Origin of the sequence: Streptomyces sp. NPDC097981 (assembly GCF_040302565.1) — a bacterium.
Classification (GTDB): domain Bacteria; phylum Actinomycetota; class Actinomycetes; order Streptomycetales; family Streptomycetaceae; genus Streptomyces.
Map to the genome: position 1 here is coordinate 1 of NZ_JBEORW010000060.1, position 26798 is coordinate 26798.

At 69.9% G+C, this 26798-nt stretch carries 28 protein-coding genes, 1 tRNA gene and 2 pseudogenes; 22 read left to right on the forward strand and 9 right to left on the reverse strand.

The genetic code is table 11. The annotated features are described in order from the left end of the window. Nucleotides 1–52 precede the first annotated feature (52 nt). Entirely contained in the window at nucleotides 53–835 is a 783-nt protein-coding gene (locus ABTY04_RS35970) for a hypothetical protein (RefSeq protein WP_352217657.1), read from the reverse strand. 294 nt (nucleotides 836–1129) lie between these two features. Here ABTY04_RS35970 and ABTY04_RS35975 point away from each other — a divergent pair, with 294 nt between their 5' ends. The 5 genes from ABTY04_RS35975 (at nucleotide 1130) to ABTY04_RS35995 (ending at nucleotide 6301) form a co-directional block, all read left to right on the forward strand. Next, nucleotides 1130–1306, forward strand: coding sequence for a hypothetical protein (locus ABTY04_RS35975; RefSeq protein ID WP_352217658.1), 177 nt, complete (start codon nucleotides 1130–1132; stop codon nucleotides 1304–1306). Nucleotides 1307–1451: 145 nt separating this feature from the next. Continuing rightward, on the forward strand, nucleotides 1452–1730 hold the full coding sequence (locus tag ABTY04_RS35980; RefSeq protein WP_352217659.1) for a hypothetical protein: 279 nt from the start codon (nucleotides 1452–1454) through the stop codon (nucleotides 1728–1730). Between the two features lie 270 nt (nucleotides 1731–2000). Continuing rightward, nucleotides 2001–2594 (forward strand): isochorismatase family protein, encoded by a 594-nt coding sequence (locus tag ABTY04_RS35985; RefSeq protein WP_352217660.1) that lies wholly within the window; start codon nucleotides 2001–2003, stop codon nucleotides 2592–2594. Between the two features lie 529 nt (nucleotides 2595–3123). Continuing rightward, a complete protein-coding gene (locus tag ABTY04_RS35990) occupies nucleotides 3124–4596 on the forward strand; it encodes a sialidase family protein (protein WP_352217661.1) in 1473 nt (490 codons plus the stop codon). A gap of 157 nt (nucleotides 4597–4753) precedes the next feature. Next, on the forward strand, nucleotides 4754–6301 hold the full coding sequence (locus ABTY04_RS35995; protein WP_502996787.1) for an AMP-binding protein: 1548 nt from the start codon (nucleotides 4754–4756) through the stop codon (nucleotides 6299–6301). Nucleotides 6302–6333: 32 nt separating this feature from the next. On the opposite strand, the gene ABTY04_RS36000 is transcribed toward ABTY04_RS35995, so the two are convergent. Further along, nucleotides 6334–6621, reverse strand: coding sequence for a winged helix-turn-helix transcriptional regulator (locus tag ABTY04_RS36000; RefSeq protein WP_352217662.1), 288 nt, complete (start codon nucleotides 6619–6621; stop codon nucleotides 6334–6336). 162 nt (nucleotides 6622–6783) lie between these two features. On the opposite strand from ABTY04_RS36000, the gene ABTY04_RS36005 reads away from it, so the two are divergent. The 5 genes from ABTY04_RS36005 to ABTY04_RS36025 all read left to right on the forward strand — a co-directional run bounded on the left by ABTY04_RS36005 (nucleotide 6784) and on the right by ABTY04_RS36025 (nucleotide 10526). Further along, nucleotides 6784–7326, forward strand: a complete 543-nt coding sequence (locus ABTY04_RS36005) for a GNAT family N-acetyltransferase (RefSeq protein WP_352217663.1) — start codon at nucleotides 6784–6786, stop codon at nucleotides 7324–7326. Nucleotides 7327–7625: 299 nt separating this feature from the next. Continuing rightward, nucleotides 7626–8168, forward strand: a complete 543-nt coding sequence (locus tag ABTY04_RS36010; RefSeq protein WP_352217664.1) for a hypothetical protein — start codon at nucleotides 7626–7628, stop codon at nucleotides 8166–8168. Nucleotides 8169–8188: 20 nt separating this feature from the next. After that, a complete protein-coding gene (locus ABTY04_RS36015; protein ID WP_502996788.1) occupies nucleotides 8189–9370 on the forward strand; it encodes a sensor histidine kinase in 1182 nt (393 codons plus the stop codon). After that, a complete protein-coding gene (locus ABTY04_RS36020) occupies nucleotides 9367–10029 on the forward strand; it encodes a response regulator transcription factor (protein WP_352217665.1) in 663 nt (220 codons plus the stop codon). Before ABTY04_RS36015 ends, ABTY04_RS36020 begins: the two co-directional genes overlap by 4 nt. Nucleotides 10030–10187: 158 nt before the next feature. Continuing rightward, nucleotides 10188–10526: a hypothetical protein gene (locus ABTY04_RS36025; RefSeq protein ID WP_352217666.1), complete on the forward strand. Its 339-nt coding sequence runs from the start codon at nucleotides 10188–10190 to the stop codon at nucleotides 10524–10526. Between the two features lie 154 nt (nucleotides 10527–10680). On the opposite strand, the gene ABTY04_RS36030 is transcribed toward ABTY04_RS36025, so the two are convergent. Then, nucleotides 10681–11343: a deoxynucleoside kinase gene (locus ABTY04_RS36030; protein WP_352217667.1), complete on the reverse strand. Its 663-nt coding sequence runs from the start codon at nucleotides 11341–11343 to the stop codon at nucleotides 10681–10683. A 934-nt stretch (nucleotides 11344–12277) separates the two neighbouring features. On the opposite strand from ABTY04_RS36030, the gene ABTY04_RS36035 reads away from it, so the two are divergent. The 4 genes from ABTY04_RS36035 to ABTY04_RS36050 all read left to right on the forward strand — a co-directional run bounded on the left by ABTY04_RS36035 (nucleotide 12278) and on the right by ABTY04_RS36050 (nucleotide 15644). Beyond that, complete coding sequence (locus tag ABTY04_RS36035) at nucleotides 12278–12967, forward strand: hypothetical protein (protein WP_352217668.1); 690 nt, start codon at nucleotides 12278–12280, stop codon at nucleotides 12965–12967. 198 nt (nucleotides 12968–13165) lie between these two features. Next, nucleotides 13166–14971, forward strand: coding sequence for a HEAT repeat domain-containing protein (locus ABTY04_RS36040; protein WP_352217669.1), 1806 nt, complete (start codon nucleotides 13166–13168; stop codon nucleotides 14969–14971). 192 nt (nucleotides 14972–15163) lie between these two features. Next, nucleotides 15164–15391 (forward strand): hypothetical protein, encoded by a 228-nt coding sequence (locus ABTY04_RS36045; protein WP_352217670.1) that lies wholly within the window; start codon nucleotides 15164–15166, stop codon nucleotides 15389–15391. A 67-nt stretch (nucleotides 15392–15458) separates the two neighbouring features. Then, nucleotides 15459–15644, forward strand: coding sequence for a hypothetical protein (locus tag ABTY04_RS36050; protein ID WP_502996789.1), 186 nt, complete (start codon nucleotides 15459–15461; stop codon nucleotides 15642–15644). Between the two features lie 172 nt (nucleotides 15645–15816). On the opposite strand, the gene ABTY04_RS36055 is transcribed toward ABTY04_RS36050, so the two are convergent. Next, the gene (locus tag ABTY04_RS36055; RefSeq protein ID WP_352217671.1) at nucleotides 15817–16665 is read right to left on the reverse strand and encodes a tetratricopeptide repeat protein; all 849 of its coding nucleotides are present in this window, start codon (nucleotides 16663–16665) and stop codon (nucleotides 15817–15819) included. 460 nt (nucleotides 16666–17125) lie between these two features. Next, nucleotides 17126–17209 (reverse strand) — tRNA-Trp (locus ABTY04_RS36060). Nucleotides 17210–17277: 68 nt separating this feature from the next. On the opposite strand from ABTY04_RS36060, the gene ABTY04_RS36065 reads away from it, so the two are divergent. Further along, complete coding sequence (locus tag ABTY04_RS36065; RefSeq protein WP_352217685.1) at nucleotides 17278–17466, forward strand: CAP domain-containing protein; 189 nt, start codon at nucleotides 17278–17280, stop codon at nucleotides 17464–17466. Nucleotides 17467–17964: 498 nt separating this feature from the next. Here ABTY04_RS36065 and ABTY04_RS36070 read toward each other — a convergent pair whose 3' ends face one another. Then, nucleotides 17965–18813 carry an SDR family NAD(P)-dependent oxidoreductase gene (locus tag ABTY04_RS36070; RefSeq protein ID WP_352217672.1) on the reverse strand — a complete coding sequence of 283 codons (849 nt, stop codon included), beginning with the start codon at nucleotides 18811–18813 and terminating at the stop codon, nucleotides 17965–17967. A gap of 104 nt (nucleotides 18814–18917) precedes the next feature. Between ABTY04_RS36070 and ABTY04_RS36075 the strand changes: the two genes are divergently transcribed. Further along, a complete protein-coding gene (locus ABTY04_RS36075; protein ID WP_352217673.1) occupies nucleotides 18918–19529 on the forward strand; it encodes a CGNR zinc finger domain-containing protein in 612 nt (203 codons plus the stop codon). A 145-nt stretch (nucleotides 19530–19674) separates the two neighbouring features. On the opposite strand, the gene ABTY04_RS36080 is transcribed toward ABTY04_RS36075, so the two are convergent. After that, nucleotides 19675–19761, reverse strand: coding sequence for a hexameric tyrosine-coordinated heme protein (locus ABTY04_RS36080; RefSeq protein WP_352217686.1), 87 nt, complete (start codon nucleotides 19759–19761; stop codon nucleotides 19675–19677). A 6-nt stretch (nucleotides 19762–19767) separates the two neighbouring features. Between ABTY04_RS36080 and ABTY04_RS36085 the strand changes: the two genes are divergently transcribed. From ABTY04_RS36085 to ABTY04_RS36095, 3 genes and pseudogenes are all read left to right on the forward strand, one after another. After that, nucleotides 19768–20085 carry a recombinase family protein gene (locus ABTY04_RS36085; RefSeq protein WP_352217674.1) on the forward strand — a complete coding sequence of 106 codons (318 nt, stop codon included), beginning with the start codon at nucleotides 19768–19770 and terminating at the stop codon, nucleotides 20083–20085. Nucleotides 20086–20337: 252 nt separating this feature from the next. Continuing rightward, a complete protein-coding gene (locus ABTY04_RS36090; protein WP_352217675.1) occupies nucleotides 20338–20910 on the forward strand; it encodes a hypothetical protein in 573 nt (190 codons plus the stop codon). Between the two features lie 286 nt (nucleotides 20911–21196). Continuing rightward, nucleotides 21197–21538 (forward strand): annotated as a pseudogene (locus ABTY04_RS36095) (transposase); the annotation flags it as partial. A 112-nt stretch (nucleotides 21539–21650) separates the two neighbouring features. Here ABTY04_RS36095 and ABTY04_RS36100 read toward each other — a convergent pair. After that, complete coding sequence (locus tag ABTY04_RS36100) at nucleotides 21651–22277, reverse strand: hypothetical protein (protein WP_352217676.1); 627 nt, start codon at nucleotides 22275–22277, stop codon at nucleotides 21651–21653. A 28-nt stretch (nucleotides 22278–22305) separates the two neighbouring features. Further along, a complete protein-coding gene (locus ABTY04_RS41315; protein WP_502996790.1) occupies nucleotides 22306–22719 on the reverse strand; it encodes a transposase family protein in 414 nt (137 codons plus the stop codon). Between the two features lie 630 nt (nucleotides 22720–23349). On the opposite strand from ABTY04_RS41315, the gene ABTY04_RS36110 reads away from it, so the two are divergent. The 3 genes and pseudogenes from ABTY04_RS36110 (at nucleotide 23350) to ABTY04_RS36120 (ending at nucleotide 26733) form a co-directional block, all read left to right on the forward strand. Continuing rightward, nucleotides 23350–25269, forward strand: a complete 1920-nt coding sequence (locus tag ABTY04_RS36110) for a hypothetical protein (protein ID WP_352217677.1) — start codon at nucleotides 23350–23352, stop codon at nucleotides 25267–25269. Nucleotides 25270–25552: 283 nt separating this feature from the next. After that, nucleotides 25553–25746 (forward strand): annotated as a pseudogene (locus tag ABTY04_RS36115) (transposase); the annotation flags it as partial. Between the two features lie 267 nt (nucleotides 25747–26013). Continuing rightward, nucleotides 26014–26733, forward strand: a complete 720-nt coding sequence (locus tag ABTY04_RS36120) for a hypothetical protein (protein ID WP_352217678.1) — start codon at nucleotides 26014–26016, stop codon at nucleotides 26731–26733. The last annotated feature ends 65 nt before the right edge of the window (nucleotides 26734–26798 follow it).

The following is a 26798-nucleotide window of genomic DNA, read 5'->3' on the forward strand; positions in this document are numbered from 1 at the left end:
CTGACCTCAGAGCTCGAAGGCTCCGGCGTCGAAAGTGCTCACCTACCGGCGGCTACGGAACCGAGCATTCCCCGGTTCCGTAGCTCCCATTAGGCTTCCAGATGACCCGATTGGGGTAGACGTGCGCGGTGGGAGAGAGCTCGTACGAGCCTGCATTCGCGTCCTCGGGGAGGACCCAGCCCACCCCCTGGTAGGCGAAGGGGACGTCCTCCCGGGGCGTGGCGCACTGGCCGGGGTCCGTGAGGAGGGTCTGCCCCGCCGGGATGTTGAGGACCTGGGCGCCTGACGTGTTCGGGCAGCGGTGGAACTCGGTGGCCTGTGCATACTCCAGGCGGATCTTGACCTTGGTCGCGGCCTGGCCCCCGTTGATGATCTTGAGGGCGAAGGACACGCGGTCCTGCTCGACACGCGCGCACACGCGCCAGACGACCGCCCGGGGCCCCTTGAGGAGGGCGCCGCACCGGCTGTCCTCACCGAGGGAGCCCTTCTCCACCCCGCTTGGAGTGGGGGTCACAGCGGCTGCCGGGAGCGGGCCGGGTCCCGTAGCTGCGGAGGCGGAGACGCCGACTGGGCTGTCCGGGGCCGCGTCGCGCTTGTCGGGCAGGGTGGTGTGTCCGCGGTCCATGTAGCGGGCCACGGACGAGCGGCCTAACCCCTTCACGTTCTGGCCGCGCAGCCGTTCCTTCAGCTTCGCCTCCAGCCGGTCCAACGGCAGTTTGGATTCCGACGCCTCCCAGGCGGAGCGCAGCCTCTCCGCGAGCACCGCCCTGGCCGCATCGGGACCCTCATCCGACTCGGCTCCCGCACCCTCGCGCATGTCCCCGTCTCCCGTCACTGTCCCTCCGTCATCCCGGTTCCGGCGTTTCCGCAGGTGAATGCAGTACAGCGGCGACGGGACGAGAGCGGGACGAATGCGGGAAACCGCACCTGCCCACCGCTCTGGTAGTGCTGCCAGGAGTCCCTCAATCCTGGATCTCGCCAAGCCCCACGGCTCGCCGGCCCCACAGATCACCCCTCGTGCCCCTGCGACCGACTGCATCGGCATCCGTCGACCGTAGCGACATGGATCACCGCGGGCCGCCCGAACTCACCTAAGGAGTAACGCCGATGAGCACGCAAGGGCAGCGATGTGCTGGCCGAGTTCCGGGCAGGGTCAGGGATCACCACCGACGAGTGCGCGACGGGCCGCGGCTGGCTGCCCAACGGCACGTACACGGTCGGACAGCACTACGAGACCTACAACGAAAAGATGTTCCGCCTGCTGGAACGCAACGGCTGGCCGAGGACGCTTCGTGTCGTCGGCTGACCCGCTCCGCTCCCACCCACCGAACTCCCGAGCCCCCGGAAGGACCGCACCATGCCCAGATGTAAGTCGTGCGAAGGAAGCGGCGAGTGTGCCAGATGGGGCTGCCGGGAGTAGCCCGTCGACAGGGACGAAGGGAGACTGAGCGATGCCCGTCTGGTTGATCGTCGAAGAGGAGACGCTCACCGCCGACGACGCAGCATCACGTCGGCAGATCAAGGTCGTCCGCCGCCTGAACGGGAACAGGACACGGGACGAGGCGCTCGTCGAGCTGGGCAAGCTGGCCAAGAGCCACCGGCCCGACTCCCTCAAGGGCACCTCGTACATCGTGGGACGCGATGGGGACGGGTCGTTCTGGTTCCTGCCGAGGTCCGGCAAGGCCCATGCCCCGTGCACCCTCCGGCTCATGGAAGAGATACGCGGCTGACCTGGCCGCAGGCGACCAGCAGTGTTTCGAACGGGCGGGCGAAACCTTGTAGGTACGTCGGGTCAGCGCTTGACGATGCGGTCGAGGGCCTCCGCCAGTGCCCTCTTGACCGCCTCGCGGTGGTGAAGCGGCACCGGCGCCGATGCGGGGTCCGGCCGGCCACCCTTTGGGGGGCCCGTCGGGGCAGTTGGCCCAGCGCTGCCGACGACCATCAGGTTTGTGTGCACATCATTTCTGCGGGCCGGCATCAGGCGACAGAGAGGACGAGCCGTGCGACGTGGACTGATCGTGGTGGATGTACAGAAGGACTTCTGCGAGGGCGGCAGCGTCCCGGTGAAGGGCGGTGCGGACCGGGCGGCGGCCATCGCCGACCTGGTGCGGCGTTCGGCGGGCAGCGCGTACACGCATGTGGTCGCCACACGGGACCACCACATCGACCCGGGCGGGCACTTCTCCGACCGTCCGGACTTCTCGAACTCGTTCCCGGTCCACTGCGTGGTCGGAAGCGAGGGCGGCGACTTCCACCCCAACTTCGCGCCCGTCACCGCGGACGGTACGGTCGACGAGGTGTTCTACAAGGGCGCCCACTCGGCCTCGAAGAGCGGCTTCGAAGGCGCGACTGAGGGCGGAACCCCGCTCGCGGACTGGCTGCACGACCGCAAGGTCGCAGCGGTGGACGTCGTGGGCATCGCCACCGACCACTGCGTGAAGGCCACTGCACTGGACGGCATCCGTGCAGGCTTCGCCGTGCGCGTCCTGCTCGGTTACACCGCCGGAGTCGCTCCCGACAGCACCCGCACGGCCATCGACGAGATGAGGCACGCGGGCGTGCATCTGACCGGCCATCCGGTCGTGCTGTCCTGATGGACGAGCACCGCGCGCCGCCGCCTTCCCCGGGGCCCTACGCCCCCGCACGACCTCCTTCACCCCGAGTTCGCCGAGCCGGGCACGCTGCTCCTCGTTCAGCCGGTCCCGGTCGTGCCGTTGGCCGCGTGCTCACCGGTCATCACCCGGCTCGGTAGGCCCGACGCAGGCCGGACAGCCCCGGCCCGGCGGGTACGGGCCCTCGGTGTGGTCGCGGGCTGCGATCTCCCGGTTTCGTAACGGCGATGTGGGAGGCAGCGGAGGTTGCGGGTTTCTGCTGGTCGGCGGCTGTTTCGGTGTGCGGGGTCGCTGAGGCGCGAGCACGCTGCCCCGCCGGACGGTCCCGCCGTGCTCCTCGACGACGTAGGGGAGGCCTCCGTCGTCCGGCCCATCAAGGGCACCGGCCACGACGCCGAAAGGGATCAAGCGGAGTCGTCCCACCCCCGCGTTCCGGTATGCCTCCGCGCCCCACGCCGCCCTGATGACGGCGGTCCCGCACCCCGGCCGCCGAGCCCGGAGGAGATCCCGCATGCGCGTCTTCCTGCCCTTGACCGCTGTCGCCACCGCCGCGCTCCTGCTCACCACGGTCACCGGCGCGACTCCCGCCGCGGCAGCCCCGAGCCCCGGCGGCGCACCGCTGATCAAGGTGTCCCACGGCGACCCGTACGCGGACTGCACCATCGGCGCGAGATCTCCTGACAGCGTCGTCTATCCGGGCACCGAGGTCGAGCCGTACCTGTCCGTCGATCCGCGCGACCCCAAGCGCGTGGTCACCGTGTTCCAGCAGGACCGCTGGAACGACGGCGCCGCCCGCGGCCTGGTGGCCGGCTGGACCACGGACGGTCACACCTTCCGCCGGAGCACACTGCCGTTCAGCCTGTGTGCCCCGGGCGGCGCGGACTTCGAACGGGCCTCCGACCCCTGGGTGAGCACCGGACCGGACGGCACCGTCTACGCCGGCGGGGAGGGCGTCGACTTCACGAGGAGCACCCGCACCGCCCTCCTGGCCGCCACGTCCCGCGACGGCGGCCGCACCTGGCAGAACCTCACCACCACTCACGTCGACGAGCAGCCGTTCTTCAACGACAAGCCCTCACTCACCGCCGACCCGATCCGCAAGGGCACCGCCTACCAGGTCTGGGACCGCCTCGACAACGACCCACCCGGCCCCGGCTCCCTCGACGGTCCGGGTTACATCTCCCTCACCCGCGACAGCGGCCGCACCTGGAGCGAGGCCCGGCCGTTCGTCGACACCAGCACTGCGCCCAACACACAGACCATCGGCCATGTGATCGTCGTCGACCGGCGCACCGGCACCCTGCACGACTTCTTCGACCAGATCACCTACTCCGACGACCTGAGCACCGTTGTCGAAGCCCACTACGCGGTGGTCAACTCGACCGACGCCGGAGAGACCTGGAGCGCCCCGGCCACCGTGGCCCGGGACACCTCCGTGCCGGAGGCCGACCCGAACGACCCCACCAAGCTGCTGCGCGCCGCGGCCACCCTGCCCAGCCCGGCCGTCGACCCGAAGACAGGCACGCTGTACATGGCCTACGAGGGCTCGGATTTCTCCGGCGGCGGGTTCGACTCCGTTCAGCTGGTGCGCTCCACCGACGGCGGACGCAGCTGGGGGGCCCCGGAGCTGATCAGCCCGGAGGGCGTGCCGGCCTTCTCCCCGTCGATCGCGGTCGACGAGCGGGGCACGGTCGCGCTCACCTACTACGACCTGCGCTTCCTCAAGCCGGGCGACACCACCACCCTGCCCACCGCCTGCCAGCTGGCCACGCTGCCGCACGGAGAGAGGCAACTCCGGACCGAACGACGGATCTCGCGGGTCTTCGACTGGCTGCAGGCGCCGTTCGCCGGGGGCTACTTCCTCGGCGACTACCAAGGTCTGGTGGCAGACGGCAAGGGAGTGCGGGCGGTGCTGACCGAGACCCACTCCGGCGCACCACACCACCGTACGGACGTGTACAGCGGCAGCCTCCGCACCCGGTGACCGCCTCCGGGCGCGTCGGCCGCAGGACTCAGGCGCTCGTGACGGACGCGGAGGAGGGTGCGGACGTTGGCTGGATGTCGGCGTCCGGCTTGGGCGTGTGGATCAACGACCCGCTACCCTCACCACTAGTTGCTCAAGTCAACCAATAGGAATTGATGTGGACGACACCACCGGACACTTCCACAGCCACGTGGAAGAGATTCTTGACGCCCTGGAAAAGGAACCGAGCCGTGAGGCCCTGGTACACCGGGGCCGGCGTGTGAGCGCCGGTGAACTGCGCGGCCTCGTCCACGGCATGGCCCGGGCGCTGCGGTCCCAGGGGGTGAGGCGCGGCCAGACGGTCACCCTCCTCTCCGGCAACCTTCCCGAGACGATCGCGGCCCGCTACGCCGCCGGGCTGCTCGGCTGCGCCGTGAACCACCTCTACGCGGGCCTTTCGGCCGACGTGCACGCCGGCATACTCCGGGACGTCGAGACCCGGGCGCTGATCGCCGACCCCGCCCACGGGGCGCGCGCCGCCGACCTGGCCCAGCGGGTGCCGCTGGAACGGGTGCTGGTCCTCGGCGGGGGCACCGGCGTGGGCCTGGACCTGGTGCAGCTCGCCGCCGAGGAGTCCACGGAGGTCTTAGCGGGTTCGGCGCATCCGCAGGACATCTGCACCATCCGTCACACCGGTGGTACCACCGGTCATCCCAAGGCCATCTGCACGACCTTCGAGCAGTCGGTGTCGATCGGACCGGACTGGTCCGAGGAGGGGCAGGTCAGGGCCCTGGTGTGCACCACCCTCGCGCATGCGGCGGGCCTTATGGCAGACGCCACGCTGCGGTGCGGCGGCACCGTCGTCCTGCTGGACGAGTTCGAAGCCGGTGCGGTGCTCGCCGCCATCGAGCGCGAGCGCATCTCCCACATGTTCCTGCTGCCGCCGCTCCTCTACCGGTTGATGGACCACCCCGAGGTCGACCGCACCGACACCTCCAGCCTGCGCATGCTCACCTACGGGGGCTGCGCCTCCTCCCCGACCCGCCTCGCGGCCGCGGTTCGTCGCTTCGGCCCCGTACTGAACCAGTTCTACGGCCAGAACGAAGCGGGCGCGATCAGCATGCTCTCCCCCCGGGACCACGATCCGCAGCGTGCGGAGCTGCTGCGAACCGCCGGGAAGATCATGGACGGCGTCGAGGTCGCCGTCCGTGATCCCGACGGACGGCACCTGCCCGCAGGCGAGCACGGCGAGATCTGCGTACGGTCCCCGCACGTGATGAAGGGCTACTGGAAGCAGCCCGAGCTCACCGCGGAGGTGATGCGGGACGGCTGGCTCCACACCGGTGACATCGGGTTCGTCGACTCGGACGGCTACGTCACGATCGTGGACCGGCTGAAGGACATGATCGTGGTGGTGGGAGGCCACGTGTACACGGTGGAACTGGAAGACGTGCTGAACTCCCATCCGCAGGTCCTGCACAGCACAGTATTCGGAGTCCCCGACGCCAACCTCATGGAGCGGGTCCACGCGGTCGTCGTCCGCACGCCGGGCGGCGACGTCGACGAGGAGGAGCTGCGCGTCCTGGTGCGGGACAGGAAGGGCGCCATGTACGAGCCCGTGAGTATCGACTTCGTCGATGCGCTGCCCCTGACCGACGCGGGCAAGCCGGACAAGAAGCTGCTGCGCGGCAGGGCCGTCGCGCCGGTCGGGCCGCCCCGACCGTAGACGACCGGGACGGTACAGCCCGCGCAGGGCTACTACCTGGTCAGGCCGTGGCCCGGCCACGGCCTGACCGCCCCGGGAACCCTGCCGCCGGCGCCGATCCGCTGCATGCGTCCTGTGCCCCAGCGTCCCGGGGAGGCCAAGGCGGTGTTGAGGGGGACGCCGTGCTCGGTCAGGGAGTACTCGACTTTCGGTGGGGCCGCGCGGTGCACCTCACGATGCACCGGCTCGTCTTCTTCCATACTGGTCAACCGTACTTGCGGAGTTGAGGAGGCTGACGCCTTCCCCAGCGGCTCGTCCAATGCCAGATCGAGGCAGGTCATGGACAGCAAGGCTTCGCCAGGATCATCGAGAGCAGCAAGCAGCCGGCCTGAGAAGAACCGGCCACATCGCCCCACCGGGGTTCGAGGCGTGGGGCAGAGCGGAGCCTATGACTCCGCAGATATTCTGCCCAATCGACAGCAGACCAGGGAGGCCACCCCGCCATGAACAGCACCACGTCGTCCTTTCCCGATCGTATGGAACTGACCGGGGAGGGCCTCGTCCTGCGCGACTGGACGGAGGCAGACCTGGCCGCCATGCCCGCGCTGTTCGACGACCCCGACGTCGCGTACTGGACGCCAATCGTCTCGCCCTTCGACGAAGTGGCCGCCCGCGCGCGGCTGGAACGGGACCGGCAGATGCGGGCCGAAGGCACGGTCGTCCTGCTTGCCATCACCCTCGACGGCCACGAACCCCTCGGCGAGGTGATGCTGCGGCGTGCCCCCGAAGGGACGGAGCTCGGCTACGCGGTCGGACCGGCCCACCGCGGCCGGGGACTGGCTGCACGTGCAGTGCGGGTGATGGCTGCGTATGCCTTCGAGCAGCTGGGCGTGGACCAGGTGATCCTTGAGCTGGAGGCCGAAAACGCCGCCAGCGTTGCGGTCGCCATGAGGGCGGGCTTCAGCCTGCTCGACGTCCCGTTGATCGAAGGCGAGGAGAAGGGGCGGCCCTATACCTTGCAGACGTGGTCCCTGAACCGCCCCTGATCTCCCTCAGATGCGTGCCGTGTGGGACGCGGTGATCGGCGCGGACAGCGCGGCCGGAGCGGACGGCGCAGACCAGCTGGTCCGTCCGGCAGCATGCCGGGACGGTGTGCCGGCCGGTGCTCCGACCCTATGAGCGCCCCCGAGCGCGGTCATCCACCCAGGTGGCCACTTCCGTGACCCTTCGGGCACGGCTGCCGCATGTCCGCGATCCCGGTCCTCTCCCCGTCCGTGGATCTCCACCCCCTGTCTCCACCCGTGGGTCCAGGCGCTGCGTTCCTGCTCACAGCAGGCTGGAGGACATGAACACGACCACATGGATCACCGACATCGCCCTCATCCTGATCGTCTTCCGGCAGCTGCGCGAAGGCCCGCTGACCCCGAAGTCCTACCTGCTCCCGCTCGGGATCGTGACCTTCGTGGGATTCAGCTACCTCGACACCGTCCCCACGGGCGGCAACGACCTCGTCCTGATCGGCGCCCTCATGGGTGTCGGCGCGGCGCTCGGCATAGGCGGCGGTGTCTTCACCTGGATGCGGTGCGCGGACGGGCACGTCCTGATCAAGGCCGGTGCGGTCTCGGCGGCCCTGTGGGTGATCGGCATGGGAGCCCGGCTGGGCTTCCAGCTGTGGGTCGACCACGGCGGCGCCGCCGGCATCGCGCGGTTCAGCGTGGACCACCGGATCACCGGCGCGCAGGCGTGGGTTGCCGCGCTGGTGCTGATGGCCCTGACGGAGGTGGTCACCCGGCTGGCCACGATCTTCGTCCGGAGCCGGCTGCTGACGCGCACACAGCAGTCCGCGGCGGCTGCGCAGACCGCCGTCGCTGCCGGTGGCAGGGTCTGACCGTGAGTTATGGTCGCGGCATGCCAGCACCAGGGACGGACCGGCCCGTCGGCGTGGCCGGATGGCGTCCGCGCGACCCATGGGGACGGGGCGCCCGCTCCCAGTGGGTGCTGGCCGCCGCGGTCGTCATCGCGGGGATCGTGACGATCCGGCCGATGGGCCTCAGCGGCCGGGGCCTGGCCGTCGTCGCTCTCTTCGTGATCAACTGTGCGGTGCTGGCGGTGCGGCTCGTGCCCGAGGCTGCCCTTCCCGAGTGGCTCGTCACCGTATGGCTGGCTTTCGGCGTACTGGCAGCGGCCGCACTGATCGGCACCAGCCGCTCGGGGACGTCCTACCTCTTCGCGTTCTTCCTCGTCGCCTTCGCCGGGTCCCGCCTGGACACCAGACCGGCCCTCGTCCTCGCCGTACTCTGCAGCCTCCTGTGCGGTGGTGTGCTGTACCTCCAGGCCGGTCCGGGCCAGTACGCGACGTCCGTCGTGGGCCTCGCGACCGGCGCCGCCGTGCTGGCCGGCATGGCCGCACGAAGCCGCGCGCAGGCAACTCGGGCGGCGATCGCGGCGGCCGAATCCGCCGAGAAGGCCGCGCGGGCCGAAGCCCGGACGGCGGTACTGGCGGAGCGCACCCGGATCGCCCGGGACGTCCACGACGTACTCGCACACTCGCTCGCCGGGATCAACATGCAACTGGAACTGGTCGACGCGCTGGTCGACACCGGAGACCTGGCCAGGATCAGGGAGGCCAACGGCAGAGCGCACAGCCTGGTCAGGGAGAGCCTCCGGCAGGCGCAGTGGACCGTGCACGCGCTGCGCGAAGACCATCTGCCGCTGCGCGAGAGTCTGACCGCGATGCTCGAATCGTCCGGCCACCACGACGCCCTCACCGTCGCGGGCGACGTCCGCGAGTTGTCGGCGCAGTCGACGCAGTGCCTGCTGCGGATCGCCCAGGAGGCGCTGACCAATGCCACCCGACACGCCCCCGGCGGCGAAGTAGCCATGAAGCTGACCTTCGCCGAAGAGTCGACCGTACTGAGCATCCGCAACCGGCCCGCCACTTTTCCGGTGACCGCGGCCACCGGAAGCGGAATGGGGCTGATCGGAATGCGCGAACGCATCGCCCTGCTCGGCGGCACCATCACCACCGGACCCGTCATCACGGGGCCGGACTCGGGCGGCTGGCAGGTGGAAGCGGTGATCCCGCGATGAGCGAACCCGTGGACGTCCCCAGGCCCGTCAGGGTGGTCGTCGCCGACGACCAGGCCGCCGTACGGGAACCGCTCGCCACCGTCCTCTCGCTGCTCCAGGACATCGACGTCGTCGCCACCGCGACGGACGGGTACGAGGTCCTGGCGGCCGTCGCCGCGGGCCCGGTGGACGTCGTACTCATGGACCTGCGGATGCCCGGCATGGACGGAACCGAGGCGACCCGCCGCCTGAGCGCGGAACACCCCGGTGTGGCGGTGGTCGTCCTGACCACCTTCGCCGACGACGACTCGATCCTCGGCGCACTGGGCGCGGGAGCCCGCGGCTATCTGACGAAGAACGCGGGCCGCGAGGACATCGCCCGGGCGATCCAGGCCGCCGCCGCGGGCCAGTCGGTGCTCGACCGCGAGGTGCAAGCCCGGCTCCTCGCGGCCGTCCACACCCACCGACCCGAGCCGAAGCTCCTCCCGCAGGACCTCACGCTCCGCGAGCGGGAGGTCCTCACGCTCATCGGCCAGGGCCTCCCGAACAGGGCCATCGCCGAACGACTCTTCATCAGCGAGGCCACCGTCAAGACCCACATCAACAACCTGTTCGCCAAGGCGGACATCCGGAACCGGGCCGACGCGGTGCGCCTCGCCATCGGAGCCGGCCTGGCCTGAGCTGCACCACGAAGGCCGCGGAACTCCGGCAGGTTCCACGAAGTAGCCCCGGATCGTGATGGGTTGAAGCCCGTTCGTTCGTAACATCGGAGATGTGGTCGCCGGAAAACGGACCACCGGTGGCGGAAACAGAGGGGACGTCCCACATGCTCGGCTGGATGATCATCATATCGAGCCAGGCCCCGGAACAACGGGACCGCGCCACGAACGACGCCCGGAAGGAAGCGACCCTGGCGTCCTGGGAGGTGGGTATGCACGGGCTCGACTGGCTCACGGCACTCGTCCAGGCCGGCAAGGCCCGGCAACTGTCGGGCAACGGCTACCCCAGCCGCTACACCGCCCGCGCCGCAGACGTGCTGCCGCTGCTCGCCGGAGGCGCGCCCCCCAACGCCGCCGGCTCCCCGTACCACCCCCGCCAGGTGACCCTGCACCCCGACCGCATGGCGGCCTGCCCCGCGGATCAGGAACTGACCATCGACGCCTGGGACCAGTCATGACCACCGCCGGCGCGGCCTCGACCGGTGACTTCACGCCGTCGGAGTCTGCGCCCATGGCGTCGTGCGTGCCGGGGGCGCCGTCCGGGTCCGGTCCGGGTCCAGGTCCAGGTCCAGGTCCATGATGTTGCGCATGTTCAAGGGATACGCACTGTGTTCAGGCTCGGTGCCTGGCTGTGGCCAGGGCGTCCTTGACCTCCCGAACCACGCGGGCCGCGTCGTCGGGGTTGTTCACCACATCGGTGTGGTTCATGTCGACGACGAGGACCTCGCTGGCCGAGTAGTACTGGTGCACCCAGTCGTCGTAGCCGGACCACAGGGTCCGGTAGTACTCGACGAGGCTCTCGTCCTGTTCGAAATCGCGGCCCCTCAGGCCGATACGGTGCAGCACCGTCTCGAAGTCTGCCTTGAGGTAGACCATGAGATCGGGTGCCTTGCGGTAGGGCAGGCCGTCGATTTCGCGCATCATCTCGTTCAGCAACCCCTCGTACACCTGCATCTCGAGGGAGCTGATCCGGCCCAGGTCGTGATTGACCTTGGCGAAGTACCAGTCCTCGTAGATGGACCGGTCGAGGACGTTGTCGCCCTGCTTGTACGCTTCCTTGATCGAGGCGAACCGCGTCTGCAGGAAGTAGAGCTGGAGCAGGAAGGGGTAGCGCCTCGCCTGGATCTCCTCAGGGCTCGCAGTGTAGAAGAGCGGAAGGATCGGATTGTCTTCCACGCTCTCGTAGAAGACTTCGCTGCCCAACTCCTTGGCGAGCAGTTCGGCCACACTCGTCTTGCCGATTCCGATCATGCCTCCGACGCAGATCACTGCCATACCTCACTTCTCCCTGGGGGTCTTCTCTTCCTCAGCGGGCGGGCTGGGCGCCCCACACCGCGGAGACGCACGCCGGCGATCACCCGATTCCCCGGGATTTTTATGATCAGCATCATGCGGCCCCGTCCGGGCCAAAGCTCTGAACAGGTCGCTCTCGTCGATCGGCCTGGCTGACCGTGTCCCAGTCGTGGCGCACAGCCATAGTCACAGCCCTGCGGCCGCGTTGAATCTTAGATGACGATTCGCCCTACGCCGGCCAGAGTGCCGGCACTGCCTCGCCGACGAGACCCGGATCATCGCCGTCCCCGACGACCTGGAGTCCCCCGCCCTCTGACCCGCCGGCCTGCCCCCACCAACCGCCGCGCTCGGCTGCTGTCCCTCACCCCCGAGGGCCGTCGGCTCCGCGACACGGGACCGCTGTCCAAGACGGCGTGGGACGTGCGCCGCCCGGCTTCCGGCTCGGCCGACCGAGAGGCCCTCCTGCGCAGCCTCACCGTCCTGTACTCGATGTGCCAGGGCGGTCGCCGCCCTGCCGGGCAGGTCCTCCGTCCCGGGTCCCGTGTGGGCCGCCCATCGGTTGCTCCGGGCGTCGAGGGTCGTCCAGGAGTCGGTGACCAACGTCGTACGCCATGCCGGCACCCGGCACCGCCGGGTGACACTCGGGTGGCGGCAGCGCGAGCTGTCCGTCGAGATCGTCGACGAGGGCGGCGCCGACGGGCCCGACGTCCCCGGGGCCGTCCACGCTGCTCGGTGCCCGCGACCAGGTCCGTGCCGTGGGGCCGCACGCATCCGGTGCGGCTCGTGGTGGGCGCGGGCGGCTGGGAGGTCGGTCTCGAAGGCGGCGTCGGCGGTGTCCCACACGGTCCCCAGCCCTTTCGACCGGGGCCGCCCTCCGGTACGGGAGCCGGGTCCGGAAGAATACGTCGGCCTGATCGTGCGCCCTTCCGATGACCTGGCCGCTGCCTTCGCCCGCTTGGGCGGTGAGGAGGACGGGCAGGTCTGGAGCGAGCTGTGGGACGACCTCTGTCACCAGGGCTCCGTGTACGAGGACAGCTTCCTCGCCCTCCCGTACCTGGCGGCGATCGTGACAGGCGGCGCGCCCGGCGCACCGCAGGACGCCGTCCTGATGGCAGGCCTCATCGCCTCGGCGGCCGACGACGAGCACAGCGCGCGGTACGCCGCAGAGATCAACGCCCTCCTCCCGGTGGCCCGCCACCTCCTCGACGCGGCAACGGACGACCGTCCGACCTTCGTGTACCTCCTCCAGTGCGTCCTGGCCTTCGAGGGCGAGCGCGTGTGGAGCGCCGGGCGGCTGGAGGGCCTGTTCGAGGGGGAGTACGAGGTCGACTGCCCCACGTGCGCGTCGTCGCTCTTCATCGCGTTCGGCGATCACGGCAGCTTCGCCCCGTCCGGCGACCATGCGACGGCGGACCCGGTCAAGGCAGCGCTGTTGCCCGCCGATCCGGCCACCCTCGACGCGATGCCCGCGCGCCTGCACCGCACGGCGACGGAGGCCGGGCACGAGGAGGTCGCGCGCGGGCTGACGTACCTCTTCGGCCGGGCGACGTGTCCGGACTGCGCCGGCGACTTCGTGGTCTCGCAGCAGGTCGAGGAGAGCCACTGATGAGCGACGTTCCCGCAGGTCTCGACGCCATCGACTGGGCGGCGCTGCGGCACGCCTACGGTTCGGCCGAGGACGTACCCGGAATGCTGCGGGATCTGTACCGGCCGGAGAGGGCTGCCAGGGCGGCCGACGACCTGCTCGTGTACGTGCACCACCCGGGGGGGGGTCTACTCCTCGGCCCCGGCCGCCCTTCCGTACGTGCTCGGAGCCGCTGCCGATCCGGCCATCGCTCCGGCCGTCCGCCGCGAGCTCCTGGAGCTCGTCGGGTCTTTGGCCTGCGCGGCGAACACCGCGGAGGCCCGCTTCGTCACCCCGACCTGGCCCGCTGCCTGGGACCTGGCGGTGACGGACCTGCTGCCGCTGCTGGACGGCCCGGCTGCCGCGCACCGTACCGCCGTTGCGGACGCCCTCGCCGAGGCCCGCCACCGAGCCGACGAGGTGATCGCGGCGCTGCGGGCGCGGTGGGCCGCGGAGCCGGAAGCGGAGCCGAGGCTCCAGCTCATCGATGCGGTCGGTTCGCTGATTCCCCACGCCGACGCACGGCGTGAGGACTCCCTCGACTGGCTACGCCGGCTCATGCACGGCGCCGAGGCCGCCGCCCGCCTCGCCGCCGTTCAGGCCCTGCATCGCGCGCTGCCGGGGCAGGACGACGATGCGTACACGCGAACGGTGTTCGAGGTGCTGCTCGACAGCGAACCGGCAACCTGGCAGCCGGGCGGCTCCCCGGTCAAGGCGACGGTCATCTGGGCGCTCGGCCTGCTGGTAGAGGACCGGGTGGGCCGGGCAGAGGCGACCAGGAGACTGCTCACGCATCCGGACCCCGCCGTGCGCGCGGGCGCGCTGCAGGCCGCCGCCGACATGCTCAGCGGCCGGCGCTCCGCCGTACCGGTGCTGCTCCCGGCTGTGGCCCGCCTGCTGTCCGACCCCGAGCCCGACAACCGGCTCTTCGCCGCCCGCGTCCTCGGCATGTGCGGGCACGCCGCCCGCCCCTGGGCGGACGCGCTGGCGGCCATGGTGACGGACGACGGCGAGCCGTACCTGCCCGCCCAGGACCACGCCGTCTGGGCACTGTCCCGGCTCGGCGACGCGCGCTGCGTACCGCCGCTGGTGCGGCGCCTGTCGGGGGAGCGGCTCGGGTTTGCGCACCACTCGTTCCACGCCGACGGCTGGTGGACGTACGACCTGAGCCTGACCGAGACCGTCGGAGGGCTCGGCGCCCACGCCGACGTGCTGCTGCCGCCGTTGCGAGCCCGGCTCACCGCCGCCTCCACCCTCGACGAGCGCCGAGCGCTCTGCCAGGTGCTGGAGTCATGGGGCGCGGCCGCAGCCCCCGCGATCCCGGAACTGCTCGGTCTCCTGGACACCGACAGCGTGGTGTGGGCGCTGGACGCCCTCGCCGCGATCGGGCCGGCCGCGGCCGAGGCAGTGCCGCAGGAACGGCTGCGCGCCCTGCTCGACGCCCCGCCCGCGGGCCAGTCGTTCGCACCGCGCTGCCTGACGCTCGCGTACGGGCGGCTGACCGGTGACCGGGAGCCCGCGCTCGCGCTGCTGCTCCCGCAGCTGGGCGAGCCGTACGGCCATGGGAACGCCGCCACGCTGCTGGGGGAACTCGGGCCGGCGGGCGCACCGTATGTCGAGCGGCTGCGCGAACTCCTCCCCCTGCACAAGGAGGGCTGGCTGCCGCTCTGCGTCGGCCAGGCGCTGTGGAGGATCACCGGACGGGCCGACGAGGTCGTGCCTGTCCTCGTCCGGGCCATCGCGCCGTTCGCTGAGCGTGGCGGCGCCTACAGGGCGATCATCGACACGGTGAAACTCCTGGCCGAGATCGGCGCGCGTGCAGCCCTGGCAGAGATCGGCGCGCCTGCAGCCCTGGCCGAGCCTGTCCTGAGGGCGTTTCTCGACGCCGACGAGCGGCCCGTCCCGCACGGCACATGGCGTTCCGTACCGGAGGACGACGAGTTGTGTGACGCCGCGCGCGCCGCACTGCTCGCAATCTCCGGCTGAGGGCCTGTCAATCGAGCGGTGCAGCTGCGCGTGTGTTCGGCGAGGAGGTTCTCACGCAGCCCGCCGCCGCGGCGGTGCGGGGTGGGGGGCTGCTCGGCGTGGTCGAAGGCGGATCAGGAGCGGGCGGTATGGCTGCTGAAGGCGCCTGACGGGGGCCTTCGACAATGGGAGAGGGGAGGCGGGGAGCACCTGATGGCCGACCGAGCCCGGGAACTCCCGGCCGCTGGCAGAACCGTGCTGGATCGCTGGCCGGACGTCGTGCACGCCGTCTCCCCGCAGATGGCCGCCCACGTCCAGGCCGTTGCCTTCCACCAGGAGAGAGGCCAGCTCGGCCTGCGCCCCGACTCACCTGCTCATGGCACCCAGCTGCGGCTGATCGGTGTCCGGATCGTTGCCGCGGCGAACAGCGGTCGGCACTGACTTGGTGCGTGACGTCCGGGTCGTGCAGGCCGGTACAGTGCCCGCACCTCACGCGGTGGCCCGAACCATGAAGATCCATCTCGCGGTCGACTCCTCCTTCGACGTCCTGGCCGAGGCCGTCACCGCCGGACAGCGCGGCGACGCCCTGCTGTTCACCGAGGTGATGGACCGCATCCGCGTTGCCCGCATCGCAGGCGGCCATCCCCGCACCCGGCCCGTTCACGTGCTCCCGCTCCGATGCCGCGTTCGTTGAGCCACACGGGCGCCCGGGACGTCCTGGACGCGGTTCCCGGATGCCCAGCGCTGGTGGCCGAGGTCACTGCCGACCGGGCCTGGTGTTGCGGACTCTGCTCAGGTTCGGCCGACTGCGTCTGTACTTGGGCGGGACGGCCCAATGGCCCCGCTGTCGAGGCGGGCTCGCATGGTCAGGGCGGGGTGATGCGGGACAGCAGTGTGCGGATCGCCGCGGTGCGGGGGTGCGTCGGGTGCAGGTTCCGCTCGCAGGCGGCCAGTGCCCGGCCGGCTTCCGCCTGGGCCTCGTCACCGCGGCCGAGGGCGTGCAGGGCAGTGGCCCTGCGGAGCTCCAGGTGCCCGGCGGCATGCGGCGGCGGCTCGGGGAGCGCCTCCAGCGACTCTGCCAGTGCCTCCTCGTGGCGCTCCAGGCCTGACAGGCTGCGCACCAGCAGGGTCCGGAGGGGGTGCACGCTGCCCTCGTCGGCCCGTGGCAGGTGTGCGCGGGCGATCGTCTCCGACTCCTCGTAGCGGCCCTGCGCGCACAGGGCGTGCCCGAGGCAGATCAGGGCGGACAGTTCGAGCTGCCGGTCCTCGGCGCGTTGCGCCCGTCGCGCCAGCGCGCGCAGGACGTCCAGGGCTTCCGCCTCCGCTTCGGCAGCCCGTTCTTCGTCGATCAGCACCCACGCGTGATTCAAACGGGCGGGCAGCAGCAGGCCGTGGTGGATGTCATACGTCCGCTCGGCCTCTGCAATCAGTGCCTCGAACTCGGCCAGCAGTGACGGCTCTTGTCGCCCGTGGGCGCGCGCCGCGAGGGCGGCGACGTAGGCGGCGTACCAGACGGTGCCCGGCCGGCGGTCCCGCCTCGTCCGGCTCCGCCGGGCCGTGACGAGGGCTCGTGCCCGTGCCTCGGCGTCCTCGAACCGGCCCTCGTCCATCAGCGCGTAGGCCTCGTCGAGAACAGCGAGGTGCCACGGGGCCGGGGCGCCGCCCGTCCATGCCACCCAGGAGGTCGCCTTCCCCATACGTCTCAAGTACGCCATAGCAGGTGAGGGTACGTGCGCGCCGGGTGCGCCCGGTCGGCGGGCCCGACTGCTCGTCTCCGGCTGCCAGCGGGACAACGGTGCCGTCGCCGGACGGGCCAGGCAGCGGTGCACGAGCGGAGCGTTCGCCTTCGGCGCCGCCGCCCTGGTTGGGGCGCGTGTCCTGCTGATCCACGACAAGGACATGAGCGGCGCCCCGACCACGACTGATTGTCCGGGCACTGCGGGTTCCCCCACCGCCACGGCGGCTACTGGTGGGACGGCACCGCCCGGCACAGGCCCGGTCAGGTCCTCGACCGTACCTTCGAGCACTACGACCGCCGCCCGGTCGGAAAAGCGTGGCGTGCGGTGCCGTGCGCCCGTATTCGCCGGTGACATGGGCGGTGTTGACCGGTGTCTCGGAGTCGGATTCGCGGGAGACAGCGCAGGGCAGCCACCGGACTGGATGGCTGCCCTACCCTGGTGCGGCGTAGCCGGCCGGATTCGAACCGGCGTCCTCGCGATTTTGGAGACCGCGCGCGTCGACCTCTGCGCTACGGCGCGCCTGGCCGGATCCTACGCGCTGAGCGGCGCACAAGGACCACCAAAGGTCACCCAGCCCGCATCCGTGCACTGGACGCGACCGGCACGGCACGGCCCTCCGCGAGGCCACTCGCCGCCTACGACGCGGCTGGCCCGAACTGGAACACGAATGACCCGGGCTACAGGTACTGGGGCCACTACTGGAACATGGTCCAGAAGAATTACACGAAGATGGGATGCGGTGCTGCAGCCGGCGTCACGGTCTGCCGCTACGCCTGACCGGACCCGCGGGTCCCCCGGGCGCCAGGCATCGTGATCCTCCGGGTACGAGTGGCGCTGCTCCGCCCATGGGTCGGCGAAGTCGTGGTGGCCACGCTCCTCCCAGACCGTGTCCTCCATGGTGAGGCCGCGGAAGCGTCTGTAGCAGCAGATGGCGGCTGCCAGACCGAAAAGGCCAGATAGTTGGTGGGGTGGCGTCGCGGCGGCCGAGCCGGTGCCCGCCCTGGTCCATGTGAACCCATGTCAACCCCTGCGGCCGGTTCGAGCTCGACATGGGCAACCGGATCGACCTCCACCCGGCTGTGACCATCCCGGGCCGGCGGGCGGACGAACCGCGGCCGACGCCCGCCGGGGAGAGTGCGGAGCAGTGGTAGTACAGGGGTCTGGGTCGAAGCCGTCTGCCGTGGCTTCGGCCCAGACCCACTAGTCATGGCCGGGCAGTGAGGAGGGCCGGGCCGCCTCCGCCATGACCGTGTTCCCGGCGGGATTCGTGGCCTACTACCTGTCGACGGCGTCGGTCACACGCTGCCAGCTGTCCAGGTCTGCGATCCGTGCCTCCAGAGCGGGGCGCATGCCCGTCGCGCTGGAGGCGCCAAGTGCCAGGCGCAGCGGAGGGTTGGGGCTGTCGACCGCGGTCCGGATGCCTGCGGCGATCCGCGCCGCGGCGGAGAACGCGGACGCCGGCAGTTCTCCGATGCCCTTCTGGGCCTCGCGGACGGTCTGGTCGTAGTCGTCCAGGCCGGCTGCGACATCGAGGTTGGCGAGGAAGGGGGTCGCGGTCATCCCGGGCTGGATGATCGTGACCTTGATACCGAGCGGTGCGACCTCGGCCGCGAGCGCGTCCGACAGCCCCTCGACCGCGTACTTGGTGGCAGCCAGCAGACCCACGCCGGGATGGGCGGACTGCCCGTAGACCGACGAGCCCTGGAGGATGTGCCCGGACCGCTGGGCGCGGAGCACCGGCAGCGTTGCGCGGAGCACGTTGAGCACACCGAAGACATTGGTGTCGAACACGGCACGGACCTGCGTGTCGGAGGCCTCCTCAACGGCTCCGAACAGTCCGTATCCCGCGTTGTTGGCCACGACGTCGATACGGCCGAACCGTGCGAGCGTGCCTTCCACTGCGTCCCGAACGGCTCGCTCGTCACGTACGTCCGCCTGGATGAGGAGCAGGTGCTCACCGTGCGCCCCAGCCAGTTCGTCGAGGGAGGAGGTGTCGCGGGCGAGGGCCGAGACGGTGTCGCCGTTCTCCAGTGCCTGGAGCGTCAGTTCGCGGCCGATGCCGGACGTCGCGCCGGTGATCAGCCATGTGCGGAGGTGGGTCTGCTGGGTGGTTGCTTCGTTCATGTTGCGACCGTAAGCCGTTAGCTCGCAACTAGTCAACGCTAGATCCACTGGAAGGTTGCTCACTAGCTGGATTAGCGCCGCTCACACTGATGTACTGTGGAGGGATGATCACTGCGGCAGCCGGATCCCCCAAACCAAGCCCGCGCACCGTCACGCCGACGGTGGAGACCGTTCTGGCGTTCGTGAACACGCGCGCGGATGGATCGGGTCGCCGGGAGTTGTTCGGGGACGGGGACTCGTTCGCGGCGTGGCTGGCGGAGCGCGACGAGTTCGGTGGCGAAACCGTGGTGACCGACGCTGACGCCGCGGTCGCGCGCGAGCTGCGTGATGCCCTGGTGACTGTGCTGCTCGCGCACTCGGGCGATGAGGAAAGTCTGGGTGAGCCGCTGCTGCGTGCCGAGCGGCACCTGCGACGTGTGGGTTCGCTCTACCCGCTGGCGACGGTGGTCACGGCCGGCGGTGTAGAGCTGGCCTCGCCGCAGGCGGGGGTGCCGCGCGTGTTCGGAACCGTACTGGCTGCGGTGACGACGTTTGCGCAGAGCAGCGACTGGGGGCGCATCAAGGCGTGCCGGAACCCCCCATGCCATTTCGGTTTCTTCGACCGCACCCGCAATGGGGGAGGGCTGTACTGCAGTACTGGCTGCGGCTCTCAGGTGTCCATGCGCAAACACCGCCAGCGGCAGCGCCATGGCAGTGGTGCGCCGTCCGAGGCGTGAGACCGCCCTTCCGGCGAGCAAGGATGCAACTGCGGGGCACCCGGAGCCGCGATGAGCGACGACGGGCCGCCTGCGCAGAGTCGGCGGCTCATCGGGAGTTGATGGCCGTGTGTGACGTCTGGGACTCGTGCCGGCCCCTACGTGGTCAGCGCCAGTAGTCTTCGGTGGCCGCGATGGTGGCGAACTCGATCGCCACGAGGTGGGCGATCGCGACGGGCGAGTCGGGGGTCAGCCCTTGATGCTGTTCGGGTTCTTCGCCGCGATGGCCGAGACGGAGCGCGAGAGCATCCGCGAAGCCACCCTTGAAGGACTCGAAGCCGCCGCCCGCAAGGGCAAGCACGGCGGGCGGCCGCCCGTCATCACCGACGACATGCTGCACACCGTGCTGCGGCGCCGGGCGGCCGGCGAGTCCATCGAGAAGATCCGGCCCGACCTGATCATCCCCATCGGCAGGCGCAAGGGCCAGAACCCCGGCCTGGCCAGCATCTACCGGGCACTGGTCGAACAAGAGAAGCGCCAGGCGTACCCCGAGCTGCTCGTCTCCTCAGGGCCGTGACCCCGGTCGCTATGTGCCGCCGAATGGTAAGCAGGCGTCAGACGATCAACCTAAAGGGCTAAGCGTCATCAACTCCACATGAATTGCTGTCACTTGACGCCCCATTTGGCGACGCGGGAGCGCTCGGGGTACCTCATTCGGCCCTTTGTGCCCGATTTCCGGCATGTCACGATACGAAAGTCGTATCAGTCGTTAGTACTTTTACTCACGTGCCGGCCGCACAGCCGGTTCCTCTGAGACAGGAGAACTCGCATGATGATTACCCGCTCCACCGCTGTCACCGCGAGTATCGCGGCTGCCGCAGCCCTGGCTGCGATGGGCATCACCTACGCCTCGGCCGCCTCCCAGCCGGAGCAGCCGGCCACGGTTGTCCAGCAGGCGGCTGCGGCTCAGGCGCCCTTCGGCGGCGACTCGGGCAAGGCCAACGCGAGCAAGGGCGACGAGGGCAAGGGCGACGAGGGCTGGGGTGACGAGGGCCGGGAGCACCACAAGGGCCGGATCCAGATCAACGAGCGGTCGTTCTCGTCCCACCCGGGCGACTGCATCACCGTCGTCAGCGGCCTGGGCGCCAGGACCCTGAACATCCGCAACGAGACCCGCAGCACTGTCGAGGTCTTCCGCGGCGCGGTGTGCGACAACGGCGCGCCCATCGCCGTGGTCGGCCCCCACAGCCAGAGCGACGGCGTGAACCCGGGCCACCGCCACGACAAGGAAGGCAAGGAAGGCAAGGAAGGCAAGGAGGACAAGGAAGGCGTCGAGGTCGAAAACGGCGTCGTGGGCAGCTTCCGGGTGATCGAGCGCCACGAAGGCAAGGACTGGTCCTGATTCCGGCGGCATAGCAGGGAGTCCCGGCCCGCCGGAATCGGGCCGGGCTCCCAATCCGGGCACCTGCCCGGACACGTCCTCCGGGCCGGAGCCCGGACTGCGACCATTGTCCGACAGCCCCCGCCCCCGCGCACGCCCCGCCGGAGCCGGAAAGCAGGTACGCCAACCACACCCAAATTAGCCGCCCTCCCCCCACCGACCGGCCCGCCAGGTGAATCCCGCCAAAAACACCACGCGTTGACGCCCACCCAAAGACAACGACCACCGGCCTCCCACCGACCGGGAGGCCGGGCAGACGCTGTTGGCCCGGCTGCGCGAGCGGCACTGGCGCATCACGTGGGTCTGGGCGGACGGCGGTTACACAGGCCAGCTCGTCGACTTCGCCCGCAGCGTGCTGCGGATCGCGCTGACGGTGGTCAAACGCAGCGACGACACCACCGGCTTCGTCGTCCTGCCGAAAAGACGGCTGGTGGAGAGAACGTCCGCGTGGCTGATGCGCTCACGCCGCCTGGCCCGCGACTACGAAACCCGCACCGACAGCGCCGAGGTGATGATCCTGTGGCCGATGAGCATGGTCATGAATCCGTCGGGGCTCTCGCTCAGGCTGCCGAAATCAACGGCTCAGTAGTGATCGTCGCGGCCGGGCTCGGCGGCCGGTCAGCAGTTCCTCCGCAGCCAGGCCCGCGATCCGTCCACCAGCGGCGATGACCTTCTCGTAATGTTCCTTCAGGACGGGGCCACTACGAGGCGCAGGAGGCGCGATCGAGGCTTTCGGCCGTGTTGTGCAGGACATATGCCTCCCCTTCGACCGGAGGAAAGCCGAGGGAATCGAGTGGATAGGCCACTCCGTAAATCGATCTCGCGGTGTCGGCCGGTACTTGGATCGGCATGTGGGGGAAGTATCCCGGCGGGGAACTGGACTTGTACCACAGGTTGAAGAGTCTGCACCCGGTGAGACGGTCGGCCTCGTCCGGGCCCGCGCCGATCCTGGGCGCGAGGCTCACGGCGTCACGCGTGAGGTCCACGACGTCACGTCGGACGACCTTGGCGTACCCATCCGAGTCGGAGGACTCCGACGGAGGCCATGAGCAGCTCAGGAAGAGAACTTCTTTGCCGGACGTGGTGATCGTCTCGTAGTTGCCGTTCAGCCCATGGGTTTTCTCGCAGGCCTGCACCTGCGAGGCGACCTCTTTCGGATTCGATTGGAACAGTACGAAGAATCCGTACGCGGCGCCTCCGCAGACGAACAATGCCCCGAGGGCCTTGAGGACAGCCTCGGACGTGGAACTGACCCTGGTGATTCGGCTGAGCCAACCGGATTCCTGTGATGGTTCTTTTTTCTCGGGATCTGGTCGGGTGGGCGCCATGGATCTAGGTATACCGACTGCGATTCCCTTACACCGCGCAGCCACCCCGAGGGGATCGAGCCGGCATACCGCCGCCCCGTTGCCTGCTGGCCCATTCCGGTGGCACGTGGCCGGTGCGCATGTGCCGAGCCGGACGCGCGCCGGCGGCAAGGTCTGCCAATCGTTCGGCTCTGGCCCGTAGTCGGTGGTGGCGCCGGGTAGCCGTCAGGGCAGGAGGATGCGGTGCCGGAGAAGGCCGAATCCGGCGCGTCCGCGCATCTGTCTCGTGATCCTTTTGGTGCGAGTGCTGACGCCTTCGGCGCGGCCGTTGCGGTAGGGCAAGGTGCCGTCGTACACGCAGGCGCACGACCACCTGACGGGCGCCGACCGGCACGTCCGTCACGGTCCGGCCGTGGTACCCGTGCACCTTCGCCGCCGGCGTTTCGCACACCGGACACGGCATCGCGTCCTCCTACGGGCCAGAGCCGTCGGCTGGACACACCCCCGGCCCGCCTTCCGCCTCTCCCTCCCCGCCCCGTTGACCGGTGCGCCGGCGTGTGCGATCGCCGGGGCCCAGCCGGGACACCTGCTCGGTACGCGGGTCGGGCCGAAGCTGTTCGCTCGCCCGGAACCAAGGCTGTTCAAGCGAGAGCATGCAACCAAGGCGGAGGAGTACTTCACCAAGTACGGGGCGGGCAAGGCAGGGTCCTGGCGACGTTGCTGCCGATCGTCCGTACCTGCCCTCAACCCGGTGGCCGGCGTTCTGGATATGCGCGCGGGCACATTCCTGGTGTGGAACGCCACCGGCGGCACCGTACGGACCGTTGGAATCGTCCTCCTCGGCTACCGGCTCGGCGACTCCCTCAAGGGCAGCTTGACACCTACCTGCTCCCGGCGATCGGACTCGTCATCGCCCCGGCACTGCTGCCGGTCTTCATCGAGGCCATCCGCTCGCGCCGGGCCGCCGTCCGCTGACCCCGACGACGCGCCGACCGGCTGGGCTGGGCTGGGCGGCCGATGCGAGCCACCTCGTACGGGGTGGACTTGCCGTGTCGCGTCCACTGCCTGTGCGACACCCATGCAGGATCTCGGCGTGTCCTTGCTACCTGATCTGCGTGTACGAGGCCTGATCGCGTTCGCCGCGACGGCCGCCATGAGCTTCTCGTCCCTTCTCCTCGCGCCGCCAGCTGCAGCCGCCGTGTCCAACGGCGATTTCGAGACAGGCACCCTGGCCGGCTGGACGCCCGCAGGAACGACCGCAGTGGTCAGTGCCGGCGCGCACAGCGGAACGTACGCCGCCCGGGTCGGCGGTACCAGCCCCACCAGCGGCGATTCCTCGATCGCCCAGACCTTCAACGCGACGACCGGGGAGACACAGCTCTCCTTCTGGTACAACGTCAGCTGCCCCGACACCCTGACGTACGACTGGGCCACGGCGACCCTGCGGGACAACACCACCGCCACCACGACGACCGTGCTGCCCAGGACCTGCCCCAACGGACAGGGCTGGCAGCAGACGGCCGCCGCGGTCACGCCGGGCCACAACTACACCCTCCGGCTGATCAGCCACGACGACAACTATCCCGGCGATCCGACGTTCACCCTGTACGACGATGTCCAGCTCGGTGGCACGCCCCCGCCGCCGCCCGGCCCGACGCAGATCGACACCGACCCGTTCACGAACACTGCCAGTCAGCACGCCACCGTGGTCGAACCGGACACGTTCACGTTCGGCAGCACCGTCGTCTCGGTCGCTCAGAACGGCCGCTTCTTCAGCGGCGGGGCCTCGGGTCTGGGGTGGGCCACCTCCACTGACGGAGGGGTGAACTGGCAGCACGGCACCATTCCCGGCATCACCGTCTACCAGGGCGGTGCCTTCTCCCGTGTCTCCGACCCGTCGGTCGCCTACGACGCGGCACACGGCACCTGGCTGGTCGCCGGACTCCCGCTCAACTCCACCTCGGGCGGGGTCATCGGCGCCGGCGTCACCATCAGCCGCTCCGCGGACGGCCTGACCTGGCAGAACCCCATCAGGGCGGTCGGATTCGACGGCCAGAACTACGACAAGTCGTGGATCGTCTGCGACAACACCGCCACCAGCCCGTTCTACGGCCGGTGCTACATCGAGGCCGACATCAGTTCGGCCGGCAACCGGATCGTGCTGAGCACCTCCACCGACGGCGGTCTCACCTGGCAGGCCCCCCGCTCGCCGTCCGGCACGCCGAGTGGCCTCGCCGGACAGCCGCTGGTCCAACCGAACGGCACTGTCGTCGTCCCGTACTCCGCCAACGGGAGCGCCATCCGCGCGTTCAACTCGACCAACGGCGGAACCTCCTGGAGCAGCACCTCGCTGGTCGCCGGCGTCAACGCCCACACCGTCGCGGGCGGTCTGCGGGCCCCGCGCGGAATCTCCTCCGCCGAGATCGACGGCGCGGGTCGGATCTTCGTGGCGTGGCACGACTGCCGCTTCCGCATCAACTGCACAGCCAACGACATCGTCTACTCGACCTCGACCAACGGCACCACCTGGACCGCCGTGACCCGAGTCCCCATCGACTCCACGACCAGCGGCGTCGACCACTTCCTCCCCGGCCTGGGAGTCGACCGCACCACCTCCGGGGCCACCACCAGGATCGGGCTCTACTACTACCGCTACCCGGTCGCCAACTGCTCCTCGACCACCTGCCGCCTTCAGGTCGGATACATCTCCTCCGCCGACGGCGGCGCCTCTTGGAGCACCGCGACCACGCTGACCGGGCAGTTCCCGCTCTCCCAGATCGCGAACACCAACCAGGGGCGCATGGTCGGCGACTACATCTCCACCTCGATCGTCGGCGGCCTGGCCATCTCCGCCTTCCCCGTTGGCGCAGCCCCCACCGGAGGACAGGCGTTCAACGAAGCCCTCTTCACTGCGGGCCCCCTCCCCATCGGCGCCACCGTACTTTCGCAGACCGGGGCCGACATCGTCCGCGCCTCCGGTGCCACGAACACTCCGGTGACCGCCGAGAGGTGACATCGCCACTGGGTAGGAGGCCACGTCGCGGTGGTCTCCTACCCGGTGGGCCCAGGCCCACTGCGCACTCCGGGCCCTGCAGCCCTCAGGGGCGTTTCAAAGTCCCTGCGCGTGCTTGAGTCCGCAGGTCATGGCAGGGCAAGGGGCCGGGACTGGCCCGCCACGAACGCAACGAAGCTCCGGTTGTACGGGGTTGCCTTCCCAAGTCGCCTTGAACCGCCGGAGCTTCGGTGTGAACCGTTCCGGGTCTGGTGGAGACTCGATTCCATGAAGGGACCGAGTCATGGCACGACCTTCCCGCTACCCCGTCGAGTTCCGCCGCCGTGCGGTGCGCATGGTCGCTGAGGTGCGCGGTGATCACCGAATGACACGGCTGCTGGGTCTCCCGAGGCCCTGAGGAACTGGGTGAAGCAGCACGAGGTCGACGCGGGGACGCGTCCGGGCACGACGACGGAGGAGTCGGCTGAGCTGAAGCGGGGTGGCGCCGTCCGCCAGAGCCGTGCGGGATGCTGTGCTGAAAGAGCTGATCAGCGAGGTCTTCCCTTCTCCCGCCGTATCGTCGGCTGGTCCGCAGCCACCGTGACCGAACCCGGAACGGTTCAGATCGTCTTGTCCGAACTGCGCCACAGTTTCAAGCTCAGTAGCCGTCAGTTTCGGAATCTTCAATTCCGGGGACGGTGTCCCAGAATCGCCGTGATTGTCCTCGCGCCATGACGGCGCCTGACACGACAGCCGAGGGAGACCATGGGTTCGAAAGGCACACGCCGGACGGTCACGTCGGCCGCTCTTGCCGGAGTGGCCGCCCTCGTCCTGGCGGCTCCGCCGCCGGTCGCCGCCGCGCCCCGGACCGGGACCGCGCCGTCGTTCGGGACCGTGGCCGCGCGGCAGGAAGTTTCCCCCACGCCGCCTCCGCCCCGCCTCCCCCGCGACTTCCGCGGCAAGGGCAAGTGGATCGTCCGTGACCTGGACATCACGGTGCCGTTCACCTGGGAGGGTAGGGACGGCGACAGTCAGATGACCGCGGGGGGCCCGCAGTACCCGATTTGGTTCACGAACCTGATCTACCGCGACACGCTCTACACGCTGACGTACAAATGGCCTGGTCTGAACGAGCATCCCTGCTCACGCATCCCGGGCTTCAACCTGGAGGCGTTGAACCAGGGGTTCGAAAACGCCCGGTTCGTCGGGCGGGAGACCCTCCGGCGCACCCCGCGGCGGCACGTGAACCACTGGAGGGTGGGCGTGGTCCTCCCGAAGCTGCCTCCCGGGAAGTACCCCCGTCTGCCGTTCGCGCTGGGCGACATCTACGTTGACGAGGACAACCGGGGCACCTTCTGGCAGGTGCTGCAGTTCGGTGTCCAGAACCTCTACGACCCCGAGCTGGACGAGTGGCTGGTCATGGACACCTTCGAGCACCGGCCCGGGACCGTGACGCTTCCCCAGCTGTGCGAGCCGCCCCAGTGAGCGTCGCCCCGGCTCAGGCGCTGTCGGCCTGAGCCGGGGCGTGGCCGGCCGGCCGACGACATCGG

Coding starts and splice junctions, on each gene's coding strand:
- ABTY04_RS35980 (WP_352217659.1), top strand. CDS start 1,452: ATGCCCGTCTGGTTGATCGTCGAAGAGGAGACGCTCACCGCCGACGAC.
- ABTY04_RS35990 (WP_352217661.1), top strand. CDS start 3,124: ATGCGCGTCTTCCTGCCCTTGACCGCTGTCGCCACCGCCGCGCTCCTG.
- ABTY04_RS36000 (WP_352217662.1), bottom strand. CDS start 6,621: ATGACCTGCCTCGATCTGGCATTGGACGAGCCGCTGGGGAAGGCGTCA.
- ABTY04_RS36005 (WP_352217663.1), top strand. CDS start 6,784: ATGAACAGCACCACGTCGTCCTTTCCCGATCGTATGGAACTGACCGGG.
- ABTY04_RS36010 (WP_352217664.1), top strand. CDS start 7,626: ATGAACACGACCACATGGATCACCGACATCGCCCTCATCCTGATCGTC.
- ABTY04_RS36015 (WP_502996788.1), top strand. CDS start 8,189: ATGCCAGCACCAGGGACGGACCGGCCCGTCGGCGTGGCCGGATGGCGT.
- ABTY04_RS36020 (WP_352217665.1), top strand. CDS start 9,367: ATGAGCGAACCCGTGGACGTCCCCAGGCCCGTCAGGGTGGTCGTCGCC.
- ABTY04_RS36025 (WP_352217666.1), top strand. CDS start 10,188: ATGATCATCATATCGAGCCAGGCCCCGGAACAACGGGACCGCGCCACG.
- ABTY04_RS36030 (WP_352217667.1), bottom strand. CDS start 11,343: ATGGCAGTGATCTGCGTCGGAGGCATGATCGGAATCGGCAAGACGAGT.
- ABTY04_RS36045 (WP_352217670.1), top strand. CDS start 15,164: ATGGCCGACCGAGCCCGGGAACTCCCGGCCGCTGGCAGAACCGTGCTG.
- ABTY04_RS36050 (WP_502996789.1), top strand. CDS start 15,459: ATGAAGATCCATCTCGCGGTCGACTCCTCCTTCGACGTCCTGGCCGAG.
- ABTY04_RS36055 (WP_352217671.1), bottom strand. CDS start 16,665: ATGGCGTACTTGAGACGTATGGGGAAGGCGACCTCCTGGGTGGCATGG.
- ABTY04_RS36070 (WP_352217672.1), bottom strand. CDS start 18,813: ATGAACGAAGCAACCACCCAGCAGACCCACCTCCGCACATGGCTGATC.
- ABTY04_RS36075 (WP_352217673.1), top strand. CDS start 18,918: ATGATCACTGCGGCAGCCGGATCCCCCAAACCAAGCCCGCGCACCGTC.
- ABTY04_RS36085 (WP_352217674.1), top strand. CDS start 19,768: ATGCTGTTCGGGTTCTTCGCCGCGATGGCCGAGACGGAGCGCGAGAGC.
- ABTY04_RS36090 (WP_352217675.1), top strand. CDS start 20,338: ATGATGATTACCCGCTCCACCGCTGTCACCGCGAGTATCGCGGCTGCC.
- ABTY04_RS36100 (WP_352217676.1), bottom strand. CDS start 22,277: ATGGCGCCCACCCGACCAGATCCCGAGAAAAAAGAACCATCACAGGAA.
- ABTY04_RS41315 (WP_502996790.1), bottom strand. CDS start 22,719: ATGCCGTGTCCGGTGTGCGAAACGCCGGCGGCGAAGGTGCACGGGTAC.
- ABTY04_RS36120 (WP_352217678.1), top strand. CDS start 26,014: ATGGGTTCGAAAGGCACACGCCGGACGGTCACGTCGGCCGCTCTTGCC.